Raw genomic sequence first — 13,608 nt, 5'->3', positions numbered from 1 at the left:
GATATATCCCATTTAAATTTTGATTATTTATATGAATCTTCAGCGATAGTTATATTATCTTTATTTATACCTACATAAGGAACACGAATTGATTTTTTATCATCAAGTTTCCATTCAGTTCCATCAGTTATTTCTTTACCATTTACTAAATTCATACAAGATTCTACTAAGGCCTTAGCTTGATTTTTAGCATCATTTAGTACTGTACCTGCCATTTTTCCAGATTTAATTTTATCTAGTGCTTCAGGGATTGCATCTACACCATATACAGGAACATATTTTTCAGGAGTTCCATCTAAATATCCTGCTTTTTCAAGAGAAGATATAGCTCCAAGAGCCATGCCATCATTATTACAAATAACCATTTCTATATTATCACCATTTTTAGCAATCCAAGCATCCATTTTTTCAGTTGCCTTTGTTGAATCCCACATAGCAGCATCCATAGCTAATTCTTCAGTTTCTATTCCTGCCTTATTTAATGTTTCAATAGAATATTTAGTACGTGCTTCTGCGTCAGGATGTCCTGGTTCTCCTTTAAGCATTACATATTGAATTTTTCCATCTCCATTTTTATCCCAGTTAGGATTAGCTTTCCAACCTTCAGCCATTACTTCACCTTGTATTACTCCAGATTCCTCAGAAGTAGTTCCTACATACCAAGCATTATCATAGCTTTGCATAGCTGCTTCATCAGGTTCTTTATTAAAGAATACAACAGGTAGATTTTCTGCCTTAGCTTTATCTATAACTGTAGGTGCAGATTTAGGGTCTACTAAGTTTATTGCAAGAATATTAACACCTTTAGCAATCATAGTATCTATTTGTTCTATTTGTCTAGATTGATTATTTTGAGAATCATTCATAAGTAATTCTGCTTGTCCTTCAGAAAGTTTTTCTATATTTCTACGTTGGTAAGACATAAAGTTGTCTTCAAAGCTATAAATTGTTGCTCCTATTTTAGGTAAATCGTTTTCCTTTTGAGCTTCAGTAGATGATTCATTAGTATTAGAAGGAGCGCCACCTCCACAGCCGATTAATGTTCCCATAGTTAAAGCTGAAATTAAAATAAGTGCTAACCCTTTCTTTTTCATAATATATCCTCCCTTATTTTACTAGAAAATTTGATGTAATTTTAAGTAAATTATAACATATTATGGAAATTAAACAAGAGAAATTTGTTAAAAAAAATTAAATAAAGTATTATTTTATATTTGTTCAGTTAAAATTTATATATTATACAAATAAAATGTTAGAACATTTTAGTAAAAAAATATATAATATAAACTAGGAAAAGTAAGGAGTGATTATGTGGCTACTATTAAAGATATTGCAAAAAGTGCTGGTGTTTCCATAGCTACTGTATCTAGAGTTTTAAATTTAGATGAAACTCTTAACGTATCTGAAGAAACTAGAAAAAAGGTAATGGAAATAGCAGAAGAATTAAATTATATACCTGTAAAAGAGAGAAGAAGTAAGATGAAAAATTATACTATAGGTATAGTTTATTGGTATACAGAAATACAGGAATTAAATGACCCATATTTTCTTTCGATTAGAATGGCTGTGGAAAAGAAATGTAATGAAGAAAAAATTAAATTTAAACCTATAGATTTTCAAAAGATTATAAATGAAGGAACTAAAGAATATAGAGATTTAGATGGAATATTAGCAATTGGTATATTTAATGAGGAAGAAATAAACATAATGGAGAAATTATCTAAAAACATAATTTTTGTAGATTCTTCTCCTGATGAATGGAAATATGATTCTGTAGTTGTAGATTTTAAGTATGGAGTAAAGCTTTCTTTAGATTATTTAACATCTTTAGGTCATAAAGATATTGGATATTTAGGAGGGGAATCTGTTACTCATAATGGAAGTGAACCTATTAAGAAGGTTAATTATAGAGAAAAAACTTTTAAAGAATATATGGAGAAAATAGGCAATTACAGAGAGGAATGGGTTTTAAAAGGAAAATTTTTACCAGAACATGGATATGAACTTATGAAAAAAATATTAAAAGAAAAAAATCTTCCTACAGCATTTTTTATAGCTAGTGATCCTATGGCTATAGGAGCTTATAAAGCAATATTTGAAAAAGGGTTAAGAATACCTGAAGATATAAGTATATTAGGTTTTGATGATATATGTACTGCTAAATTTTTAACTCCTTCTTTGACAACTGTAAAAGTTTTTACGGAGCATATGGGGAATATTGCTGTTGATACTCTTTTAGAAAGAATGAGAACAGAACGGGAAATATCAAAAAAAATAGTTTTACCTGTTAAGTTAATAAAAAGAGAAAGTTGTAGAGAAATATAATTTAATACCATAAAAGAGACTAAAAGTTTTACTAAAGTCTCTTTTATTTGTCCCTAATTGAATAGAGCTTTGATTTTTTCTATATTCTTTATGCAGGCTTTATAACCACATAAATAAGCTTCTTCTAATTTATTTATGTCCTTTTCAAAACTTTCAATAGCTTCCTTTTCTTCTGGTCTTATTATAATAGCTTTTCCTTGCTTTTCTAATTCTTCACAAAATCTTACTGTTTCATTATATTTTATATGTCTTGTTAAAAAAGAATCCTTTAATTTAGGATATTTAGAGCCTACTATTTTAGAAGCTAATTTATTACTTTTTTTCAAGGTCTTTCTATAGCTTTTTGGTCTAGTAAGTATTATTAAGTGCTTTTCATTTCCATCTTCTATAGCTTTTTTTATTGGGATAGGGTCTAATAAGCCACCATCATAATATTCATTTCCATTTATTTTTATAGGCGGAAATAAAAGTGGAATAGCGCAGGTTGCTCTTAAAGCCATATATTTATCATCTTTAATTTTTCCATTTAAATATTCAGTTTTACCTGTATTTGCATTAGTAACTCCAACTAAAATCTCTCCTTTGTAATTTAAAAGATTATCAAAGTTGTAAGGATAAAGATTATTTGCTAATTCATCAAATACAAAATCTAGTCCAAAAATACTTCTACATTTGAAAATGTTATTTAAACCTAAATATCTTTTATCATTTCTATATTTTTTTAATATTTCAATATTTCTTCCCCTTTGATTAGAAAAGTATGAAAAACCATTAGTTATTCCAGCAGAAACTCCAATACAGTAGGGAAAGGTTATATTATTATCAAGAAGTGCATCCATAACTCCAGCACTAAAAATTGGGCGAAAAGTTCCTCCTTCTAAAATTAAGCTAACCATATAATTTCCTCCTAAAGTTTATCATATATTAAAATTATAGTACTTATATAAAATAAATTCAAAAGGAGTTATTGATAAATAATTGAATATATGATATTATTTGGAATATAATTTTATAAATTTGCTAGGGGAGCTAGTTTTATATCTAGCTGAGAGTAGAAATTAAATTTCTTGACCCTTTAACCTGATATAGATAATTCTAGCGTAGGGAAGCCTAAGATATTAGTGTATTTAATTTTAGCATATATAAGCTTATGGCTTATATATGCTTTTTTTATTGAAAGGAGATAATATGTATAAATTATATAATGCATTAACAATTGCAGGGTCAGATAGTTCAGGAGGAGCAGGTATACAAGGTGATATAAAGACATTTTCTGCAAATGGAGTTTATGCAATGAGTGTAATAACTTCAATAACGGCTCAAAATACTATGGGAGTTTTTGAGGTTATGGATATTAATCCTAGTATTATAAAAAGACAAATAGAAGTTATTTTTGAAGATATAAATGTTGATGCTATAAAAATAGGGATGGTTTATAAAAAAGAGTCGATTAAGGCAATAAATAAAGCCTTAAAAGAAATAAGAAATTTACCTAAAATAATTTTAGATCCTGTTATGATATCAAAAAATGGATTTAAGCTTTTAGAAGAGGAGGCTAAAAGTATTTTAATAAAAAATTTAATACCTATATCAACTTTAATAACTCCAAATATACCAGAGGCTGAAGAAATTTTAGGGATAAAAATATCTAATTTAGAAGATATGAAAAGAGCAGCTTATCTTATTAAAAAATTAGGAGTAGAAAATGTTTTAATTAAGGGAGGGCATTTAAAGGGAGAAGCTACAGATGTTTTATATGATGGAAAGGAATTTACTTTTTTTAGAGAAAAAAGGATAATTACAAAAAATACTCATGGAACAGGTTGTACTTTATCATCAGCTATTACGGCTAATTTAGCTAAGGGAATAGACCTTTATAATTCAATAAAACTTGGAAAAATTTATGTTACAGAATCAATAAAAAATAGCTTAGAACTTGGAAGAGGAATAGGTCCTTTGCATCATTTTCACAAATTTTATTAAAGTTTAAGAGATTTAAATAGGGGGATTTAAATTGAGATTTAAAGAAAAAAAGTTATACTTAGTAACTGATTATAACCTTACATTTAAAGAGCTTTTAGAAAAAACAAGAGAGGCTTTAAAAGGAGGAGTTTCAATTGTTCAGTATAGAGCAAAAAATAAAAATACTAAAGAAATGTGTAGAGAGGCTTTAGAATTAAAAAGGCTTTGTGAAGAATTTAAGGCATTATTTTTAATAAATGATAGAATTGATATTGCTTTAGCTATAAATGCTAAGGGGGTTCATATTGGGCAAGATGATATGGATATTTTATTAGCTAGAAAAATATTACCTAAAGATTCAATTATAGGAGTTACAGTACACAATAAAGAGGAGGCTTTAAAAGCTATTAAGGGTGGAGCAGATAATTTAGGGGTTGGAGCATTATTTAAAAGTAGTAGTAAAGAGAATATAACTTTAATAAATTTAAAAATCTTAAAAGAAATAAGAGCGGTTTCTCCTATTCCTATTTATGGCATAGGCGGGATAGATACTCATAAATTAAGCAAGGAAATTTTGGAAAATGTAGATGGTGTTGCTGTTATATCTTCTTTATTAAAGAGTGATAATATAGGAAATAAAAGTAGAGAATTTTTAAATATAATGAATAATTTAGAATATTAAATATAAAAGATGAAATAATTAAAAGAGATTCTTAAGTTTTAGAATCTCTTTTTATTTAAATTTTATTTATAGTATAATATTTATAATTTAAATTCTTTTATATAAAATATTTAAATTATAAAACTTAAAAGTTAGGAGAGGGATATGGTAAGAGAGAAATTTAAGGTTTTAAATAATATTTTTGGATATAGAAACTTTAGAAAAGGGCAAGAAGAGGTAATTGATAAAATTTTAGGTGGAAATGATGTTTTTTGCATAATGCCAACAGGGGGAGGAAAGTCCCTATGTTATGAAATACCAGCTTATATTTTTAAAGGGACAACTCTTGTGATTTCTCCTTTGATATCGCTTATGAAAGATCAGGTTGATAATTTAAATTCTTTAGGAATAAAGGCAGACTATATAAGTGGAGGAGTAGAATTTTCAAGTGTAAAAGATATAATTTCAAAGTTTATAAAAGGAGATATAAAGCTTCTTTATGTTTCTCCTGAGAGATTAGAAAATAAATATTTTTTAGATAATATAAATAAGGCAAATATTGAACAAGTAGTAGTTGATGAGGCACATTGTGTATCAATTTGGGGACATGATTTTAGAAAAAGCTACGGAAAAATAAGACCTTTTATTGATAAATTTAAAAAAAGACCGATTATTACAGCTTTTACTGCTACTGCAACAGAATTAGTTATGAAAGATTCAATAGCTCTTTTAGGTCTTAAAAATCCTTTTATTTATAAAGGAAGTTTTAGTAGGGATAATCTAGAAATAAACGTATTAAAAGAAGTTGATAAATTAGAAGTAATAAGTGAAATTATAAGTGAATATTCAGAGGAATCTGGAATAATCTATTGTTCTACTAAAAGTGAAGTTGAAGAACTTTATAAGTGTTTAGAATATAGAGGGAAAAGTGTAGGAAAGTATCATGGTGCTTTAAAAGAGGAGGAAAAGAATTATTATCAAGAGGAATTTTTAAAAGATAATATAAATGTAATGATAGCTACAAATGCTTTTGGTATGGGAATTAATAAGCCAGATGTTAAGTTTATAATACATGCTACTTTTCCTAAGAGTATAGAAAATTATTATCAAGAGATAGGAAGAGCTGGAAGAGATGGCAGAGCTTCTAAATGTTATCTTCTTTATTCTGAAAAGGACATAAGAATAATGGATTATTTAATAAGTTCTACTACAGAAATTTCAAGAAGAAATATAGAGTTTAAAAAGCTTGAAAAAATTATAGAGTTTTGTAATTATGATAAATGTTTAAGAAAGTATATTTTGGATTATTTTGAAGAAGAAAATTCTATAAAGTATTGTAACAATTGTACTAATTGTTTAAAAAGTAATGATTTAGTTGATATGACTTTAGAAGCACAGAAAATATTATCTTGCATATATAGAACAAAGGAATCTTTTGGTGAGAGTGTTTTAATAGATATTTTAAGAGGGATACATGGACAAAAAATTGAAAAATATAAGTTATACGAGTTATCTACCTTTGGAATTATGAAAGAGTATACAAGTAAATACATAAAAGATATAATTAATGAACTTTTAGCTATTAAAGCCTTAGAAAGAAGAAAAGGAACATATTCTATGGTTAAATTAAACAGAAAATCAATAGCTATATTAAAAGGAGAAGAAAAGGTAGTCTTAAATGTAAACAAAAAAGAAGAGGAGATTTGCAATGATTTAGAACTTTTTAAGAGATTTCGCATTTTAAGAAAGGATATATCAAGAAAAGAAGGTATAAAACCTTATATAGTTTTTACAGATTCTATGATTATGGAAATAATAAATAAAAATCCTAAAAGTAAAGAGGAGTTAAGGGATATAAGAGGTCTTGGAGAACAAAAGATAATAAAATATGGTGCATTTATTCTTACAACTTTAAGAGATTATGATAGATATAAAAAAAGGAGTTAGGTTTTTACTAGCTTCTTTTTTATTTAAAAGAATATTTTGTCATAGAACATAACATAAAGAGAATATATTTAAGATAAAGGAGGGATTATAATGGATTTTAAGGAGCTTATAAAAGTTGATAGGGAAAAACATAATAAGCAAAGGTTTAAAGGAACCTTTCTTGATTATTTAGATATTATAAAAAATGATAAAGATATTATAAAACTTTCTCATAAAAGAATTTATGACCTTATTTTAGAAAAAGGCTTTGAAATATTGAAACCAGAAGAAAATATAAAAATAAGAAGACTCTATGGAAATGATAAGATAAAAAAATATAATTTTTTTAAGGAAAATTTTTATGGAATAGATAAAGTTATTATGAAAGTAATGGACTACCTTTATTCAGCATCAATGAATGGAGAAGAAGCAAGACAAGTTTTATACTTAGTAGGACCTGTAGGAGCAGGTAAGTCATCTTTAGTAGATTCTATAAAAAAGCTTTTAGAGCTTTCAAAAGAAATATATGTTTTAGAGGGATGTCCTATGAATGAGGAGCCTCTTCACCTAATACCAAGGCATTTAAGAGAAGAATTTAGCAAGATTTTAGGAGTTAAAATAGAAGGTGATTTATGTCCTGTCTGCAAGGAAAGATTATTAAGAGAATTTTCCGGTGAATATGAAAGATTTCCAGTAACAACTAAAAATTTTTCTGTAAGGTCTAGAAAGGGAATTGGGGTTGTACCTCCAGTAGACCCTAATAATCAAGACACCTCAATTTTAACAGGGTCTATTGATATTTCTAAAATGGATATTTATTCAGAGGAAGACCCAAGAATTTTTTCTTTAAATGGAGCTTTTAATGTAGGAAATAGAGGATTGGTTGAATTTATTGAAATATTTAAAAATGATATTGAGTATTTACACACAATAATAACAGCTACTCAAGAAAAGTTAATACCTTCTCCAGGAAAGGGAGCTATGATATATTTTGATGGGCTTATAATAGCTCATTCAAATGAAGCGGAATGGAATAGATTTAAAGCAGACCATACAAATGAAGCTATTTTAGATAGAATAGTTAAAATAGAAGTTCCTTATTGTTTAGAACTTGATGAGGAAATTAAAATTTATGAAAAAATATTAAAAAAATCAAATTTTAAGGCCCATATAGCTCCTCACACCATGGAAATTGCAGCTATATTTGCTATATTAACAAGATTAATACCTTCTAGTAAGGTTGATTTAATGACAAAGTTAAAGCTTTATAATGGCTCTGAAGTTTTAGAAAATGGAAGTATAAATAGAGTGGATATTTCAGAACTTAAGGAAGAATATGAAAATGAAGAAGGTATGAAGGGGATTTCAACAAGATTTATAATAAAAGCTATAGATAATTCTTTATGTAATGCAGAACATAACTGTATAAATCCATTAAGTCTTATGGATAGTTTGATAAAAGCTATTAAGGATATGGATGTTTATATAGAAGAAAAGAAAAAGTATTTAGGATATATTAAGGACATTGTTAGAAAGGAATATAATATAATTCTTCAAGATGAAATAACAAAGGCTTTTATTCATTCTTTTAAGGAACAAGCTGAATGTTTATTTAATAATTATATAGATAATGCAGAGGCCTATGTAAATAAAACAAAGATTAAAGATTTTACAACAAAGGAAGACTTAGAGGTAGATGAAGACTTTATGAGAAGTATTGAGGAACAGATAGGCATATCAGAGGCTTCTTGTAAGGGATTTAGAAAGGATGTAACATCTTACATGTTTTATATGGTTAGAAATGGAGGGAAAATAGATTATAGTTCTTATGAACCTTTAAAAGAGGCTATTGAAAAGAAACTTACTTCTTCTGTTAAGGACTTATCTAGAATAGTAACAAAATCTAGAATAAGAGATAAAGGACAGGAGGAAGAATATAATTTAATGGTAAAAGAACTTGAAAAAATAGGTTACTGTCCTCATTGTTGTGAGGTTATATTAAAATATGCTTCAAATAATTTGTGGAAGGATTAAAATATGGCTATATTCAGAGGAATAGAAGATTATTATATAGAATATGATAGAGCCTTAGAAGATAAAAGAAGACATAAAGAATTAGTTGAAAAGCTAATTAAGGAAAATCTAGGAGATATTTTATCAAAGGAAAGTATCTTACAGGAAAATAAAAATAAGATTTATAAAATACAGATTAAAGGAGTAAAAGAATATAAGTTTATCTTCGGAGAGGGTAATAAGGGAGTAACAACAGGAAATGGAGAAGAAAAAAGAGGAGATAGAATATCAAGTGATAAAAGAAAGGCGATTTCTGATAAAAAGGCAGGAAATGAAGAAGGGCAAGACTTTTATGAAACAGAAATTACTTTAGAAGAAATAATGGAATATATGATAGAAGATTTAAATTTACCCAATTTAGATAGAAAGAAGTATTCTGAAATAAATATAGAAAAATCAAATAAAAAAAGAGGCTATAAAAGGCATGGGATTAAATCAAGAATTTCAAAAAAGAAAAGCTCAATGTGTAAAATAGCTAGAGCTAAGGGAAGAAAAAGGATTTTAAAGGAAAAAGATAAAGATTATTTCTTAGAAAGAGTACCCTTTAGAGAGGAAGATTTAAGGTATTATAAAACAAAGAGGGCTCCTAAAAAAGAAAGTAATGCAGTTATGATATTTATAATGGATGTATCAGGTTCTATGGATAATACAAAAAAATATTTAGCAAGGTCATTTTTTTTCCTTTTATCTAGATTTATAAAAAGAAAATATAATAATTTAGAATTTGAATTTATATCCCATACAACTAAGGCTAAAAATGTTAGCGAGTATGAGTTTTTTCATAAAGGCGAATCAGGAGGGACATATATATCTTCAGGAATAAATAAGGCTATAGAGTTAATAGAGAATAAGTATGATAAAGGAAGATGGAATATCTATCCCTTTTATGCATCAGATGGGGATAATTGGAGCGAGGATAATGAAAAAGCTATGAAGTCTGTAGAAGAAATTTGTAGGATAAGTAATATTTTTGGTTATATAGAGCTTCTTCCTTCAACATATTCTACAACAATGTTTTACAGATTTAAAAAAGAAATAAAAAGTGATAAATTTGTTTCTGTTAAGATAAAGGATAAGAAAGAGTTGTGGAATTCTATAAAATATATACTATCTAAAGAGGACGGTGAATAATAAGTAGTAAGTAAAATTTAACAAGGGGCTTTAAATATGGATTATACCTTAAAGGATTTAAGATTTTTTAGTGAAAAAATAGAGGGGATAGCTAAGGAAGAAGGATTAGATTTTTATAATCAAGAATTTGAAATTATAAATTATAAAGAAATGTTAAGTTACATGGCTTATTTAGGTATGCCTTGTAGATATCCTCATTGGAGTTATGGAAAAGCTTATGAAAAAAATAAAACTTTATATTCTTTAAAGCTTATGGGACTTCCTTATGAAATAGTTATAAACTCTAATCCTTGCATAGCTTATTTAATGAAAAACAATAATTTGCTTTTGCAAATTTTAACTATGGCTCATGTATATGGACATAATGATTTTTTTAAAAATAATAGGTTGTTTAAAGAAGAAACAAAGGCTTCTACTAGCCTAGAAATGTTTAAATTAAATGAAGATATAATAAGAAAATATATAAAAGAAAAAGGCTATGAAAGGGTAGAAAAAATTTTAGATGCTGCTCATTCAATAAGGTATCAAGTAAGCAAAGAGTTTAATAAAAAAGAATATAAGTCTTTAAATAAAGAAGTTTTAAAGGAAGAAGAAAAAGAATTTAAAAGCGATGAGGTTATTTGTTTTGATGGATATGATGATATATTGAAGTTCTTAATAGATTATAGCGATTTAGAAGAATGGGAAAAAAATATTCTAGAAATAGTTAGAAGAGAAAGCCTTTATTTTAATCCTCAAATTGAAAGTAAAATAATAAATGAAGGTTGGGCAAGTTATTGGCATTATAATATTTTGAAAAAATTGAATTTAAATCAAGGAATGCATTTAGAATTTTTAAAAAGACATAATGATATAGTTTGTCCTATAGGTTATGGCATTAACCCTTATTACTTAGGATTTAAAATTTTTCAAGATATAGAAAAAAGGTATGGAAAAGAGGAGCTTTTTAAAGTTAGAACTTTAGAAAGAGATGCATCTTTTATAAGAAAGTATTTAACTAGGGAACTATGTATAGAACTTAATCTTTTTAAATATGGGAAAAGAGGTTTTGATTATATCGTAGAAGAAGTATCAGATGATTTAGGTTGGGAAGATATTAGAAATTTAATTTCAGATAGATGTGGAAAGGGAAATATTCCCTATATAAGAGTTGAGAAGGTTGATAAAAAAAATAAGATTTTATATTTAGAACATGTTTTTGATGGAAGATATTTAGAAACAAAAAATGCAAAAAAAACTTTAGAACATATAAATTTTTTATGGAGAGGAAAAGTTGTTTTAAAAAGTAAAGGAAAAGATTTTAAAGATGTAGTATTTACTTGTGATTTATAATTTTAAATTTAAAAAGTAAAGGGGAGAATTTATGGCGAAAAATGAGGTTTTTAGAGAGCATTTTAAGGAAATAAATAGTTTGAGTTCTGTTTTAAATAGTTATGCAAACACTTATAGACTTTTAGTTGGAGCTACAGGAGAGTTAAATAATATATGTAAGGTTAGGAAAAGAGATTTAGATGAAGCTTTAGATAGAGTAAATGAGATGGGTAAAATTATTGACTCAATTTTAGATGTAATTAAGGATAATGAAGAAGCTTATATTAAATACATTAAATTAAAGTCTAAATTTATAATGGAAAAAGTTTCAGAGGATAAAATTTTAACTGAAGTTCAAGAGGATGTTCTTTTCGAAAACTCTAATAGAGAATAGCAAATTAAAAAGTCTACTTATGAATTTTTCATAAGTAGACTTTTTATTAAAATTTCTTTAATTCAATATTACTAACCATTAAGTAAGAAAAGATTAATAAAATTACAATTGGGAAAATTATGTTAAAATTAATTACTAAAGATAATAAAATAAATAAAGCAACTACAGCTCCAGCTATAGTTATAGGTACTCCTCTAAAAACACCATCAAATTGTGTTGCATTATATCTAGCTAATCTAAAAGCACCACAAATTGGGAAACAAAGCAATAAAGCATATCCTATAATAATTAATATAATATGTGATCCTGAAAAATCAAGGTCAAAAAATCCGAAACGTAAGAAAGTTAGTACTGCAGGTGCAACACCAAAGGATACTAAATCTGCTAAAGAATCTAACTCTTTACCAAGGTCGCTAGAAACCTTTAAATAACGGGCAACTCTACCATCGTATCTATCTACTAAACCAGCTAAAATTATAAATATTGCAGATAGTAAATAGTTTCCTCTAAAGCTTTGTAATAATGATAATATACCAAAAGATAGGTTTATAAAAGTAAATATATTTGGTATACTACTTTTTCTCATATAATCACTCCTAATAAAAATATTAACAATATAAAATTATACTAAGTTAAATCTTAAAAATATACTTTAAATTTAATATATACTTTAATGAGATTAAAAAAATAATTATTATTTCATAAATTTAGTATAAGTCAAAATTTAATTACTTATACTAGATTATCGACAATAAGATTAACAAATGATATAATTTTATAATATTGCAGGGTTTTATAATATATTAAAAATCATACCATTAATTGAAGGAAATATCAATTTAATTTATTTATAACAAAGAATTAAAAGTGGAGGGAAAAACATTGAAAAAGGTAAGATTTATATATAATCCATATTCGGGAGAAAATGCTATTTTAAAAGAACTTGATAAAATAATAACTATGCATCAAGAACAAGGATACACCATAGTTCCTTATAGAATACAAAGGGGAGTAGATGTTATAAATGCTTTTGATATTGTAGACTCCTCTTATGAATACATACTTATAGCAGGTGGAGATGGAACAATAGATACTGTTGTAAATGCTATGAAAAAAAGAGGTTTAGATATTCCTATAGGAATAATACCAGTTGGAACTGCTAATGATTTTGCAAAGCATTTAGAGATGCCTCAAGATGCAGGAGCTTGTGTTGAGAAGATATTAAATTCTCATGCAGTTGGTGTTGATTTAGGAAAGGTTAATGATAATTACTTTGTAAATGTATTATCTACAGGACTATTTACAGATGTGTCTCAAAAAACAGATACAAATTTAAAAAATACTATAGGAAAACTTGCATATTACCTAAAGGGCTTAGAGGAAATACCTAATTTTAGAAAATTAGAGGTTAAGATAACAGCAAACGGAAAGGTGTTTGATGAACCTATATATTTAATGCTTGTTTTTAATGGGCAAACAGCTGGGAACTTTAAATTAGCTACAAAAGCTAAGGTTCAAGATGGACTTTTAGACATAGTAATTTTTAAAGCTTGTCATATACCAGAATTAATACCTATGTTTATAAAGGTTTTAAAGGGAGAACACTTAAATGATTCTAGAATTGAGTACATAAAAACAGATGAACTTCTTATAGAATCTAATGAGGATATAGTAACAGATATAGATGGGGAGAGAGGACCAGATTTTCCTTTAAGAGTTCAATGTATCAAAGATGGAATTCAAGTTTTAGGAATAAATAGTAAAGATAAATAATACTTTATAGTAATGAGATTAATATGTAAACAAGAAAGGTAAAAATAAATTA

The 13,608-nt window shown here is 26.8% G+C and carries 12 protein-coding genes and 1 riboswitch; of the genes, 9 read left to right on the top strand and 3 right to left on the bottom strand.

The annotated features are described in order from the left end of the window. Window positions 1-23: 23 nt before the first annotated feature. The gene (gene mglB, locus AC4FRL_RS03055; protein WP_491138640.1) at window positions 24-1,094 is read right to left on the bottom strand and encodes a galactose/glucose ABC transporter substrate-binding protein MglB; all 1,071 of its coding nucleotides are present in this window, start codon (window positions 1,092-1,094) and stop codon (window positions 24-26) included. A gap of 217 nt (window positions 1,095-1,311) precedes the next feature. Here mglB and AC4FRL_RS03050 point away from each other — a divergent pair, with 217 nt between their 5' ends. Continuing rightward, window positions 1,312-2,325 carry a LacI family DNA-binding transcriptional regulator gene (locus tag AC4FRL_RS03050; RefSeq protein WP_491138638.1) on the top strand — a complete coding sequence of 338 codons (1,014 nt, stop codon included), beginning with the start codon at window positions 1,312-1,314 and terminating at the stop codon, window positions 2,323-2,325. A 53-nt stretch (window positions 2,326-2,378) separates the two neighbouring features. Here the strand turns inward: AC4FRL_RS03050 and AC4FRL_RS03045 are convergent, their stop codons facing one another. Further along, complete coding sequence (locus AC4FRL_RS03045; RefSeq protein ID WP_491138636.1) at window positions 2,379-3,221, bottom strand: patatin-like phospholipase family protein; 843 nt, start codon at window positions 3,219-3,221, stop codon at window positions 2,379-2,381. A 116-nt stretch (window positions 3,222-3,337) separates the two neighbouring features. After that, a riboswitch (TPP riboswitch) is annotated at window positions 3,338-3,449 on the top strand. A 64-nt stretch (window positions 3,450-3,513) separates the two neighbouring features. Here AC4FRL_RS03045 and thiD point away from each other — a divergent pair. The 7 genes from thiD to AC4FRL_RS03010 all read left to right on the top strand — a co-directional run bounded on the left by thiD (window position 3,514) and on the right by AC4FRL_RS03010 (window position 11,783). Continuing rightward, the gene (gene thiD / locus AC4FRL_RS03040) at window positions 3,514-4,308 is read left to right on the top strand and encodes a bifunctional hydroxymethylpyrimidine kinase/phosphomethylpyrimidine kinase (protein WP_491138635.1); all 795 of its coding nucleotides are present in this window, start codon (window positions 3,514-3,516) and stop codon (window positions 4,306-4,308) included. A gap of 31 nt (window positions 4,309-4,339) precedes the next feature. Continuing rightward, window positions 4,340-4,969 carry a thiamine phosphate synthase gene (thiE, locus tag AC4FRL_RS03035; protein WP_491138634.1) on the top strand — a complete coding sequence of 210 codons (630 nt, stop codon included), beginning with the start codon at window positions 4,340-4,342 and terminating at the stop codon, window positions 4,967-4,969. 144 nt (window positions 4,970-5,113) lie between these two features. Beyond that, complete coding sequence (gene recQ / locus AC4FRL_RS03030) at window positions 5,114-6,895, top strand: DNA helicase RecQ (RefSeq protein ID WP_491138632.1); 1,782 nt, start codon at window positions 5,114-5,116, stop codon at window positions 6,893-6,895. Window positions 6,896-6,985: 90 nt separating this feature from the next. Next, entirely contained in the window at window positions 6,986-8,908 is a 1,923-nt protein-coding gene (locus AC4FRL_RS03025) for a serine protein kinase (RefSeq protein WP_491138630.1), read from the top strand. Window positions 8,909-8,911: 3 nt separating this feature from the next. Then, window positions 8,912-10,078, top strand: coding sequence for a YeaH/YhbH family protein (locus tag AC4FRL_RS03020; RefSeq protein WP_491138628.1), 1,167 nt, complete (start codon window positions 8,912-8,914; stop codon window positions 10,076-10,078). 36 nt (window positions 10,079-10,114) lie between these two features. Further along, a complete protein-coding gene (locus AC4FRL_RS03015) occupies window positions 10,115-11,410 on the top strand; it encodes a SpoVR family protein (protein ID WP_491138627.1) in 1,296 nt (431 codons plus the stop codon). A gap of 31 nt (window positions 11,411-11,441) precedes the next feature. Continuing rightward, window positions 11,442-11,783 (top strand): hypothetical protein, encoded by a 342-nt coding sequence (locus tag AC4FRL_RS03010; protein ID WP_491138625.1) that lies wholly within the window; start codon window positions 11,442-11,444, stop codon window positions 11,781-11,783. 46 nt (window positions 11,784-11,829) lie between these two features. Here AC4FRL_RS03010 and AC4FRL_RS03005 read toward each other — a convergent pair whose 3' ends face one another. After that, a complete protein-coding gene (locus AC4FRL_RS03005) occupies window positions 11,830-12,369 on the bottom strand; it encodes a CDP-alcohol phosphatidyltransferase family protein (RefSeq protein WP_491138624.1) in 540 nt (179 codons plus the stop codon). A 296-nt stretch (window positions 12,370-12,665) separates the two neighbouring features. Between AC4FRL_RS03005 and AC4FRL_RS03000 the strand changes: the two genes are divergently transcribed. Next, the gene (locus AC4FRL_RS03000) at window positions 12,666-13,556 is read left to right on the top strand and encodes a YegS/Rv2252/BmrU family lipid kinase (RefSeq protein WP_491138623.1); all 891 of its coding nucleotides are present in this window, start codon (window positions 12,666-12,668) and stop codon (window positions 13,554-13,556) included. Window positions 13,557-13,608 lie beyond the last annotated feature (52 nt).

This window comes from Clostridium sp. TJA032 (genome assembly GCF_058310275.1).
This window is presented reverse-complemented; position numbering and strand designations above follow the sequence as displayed.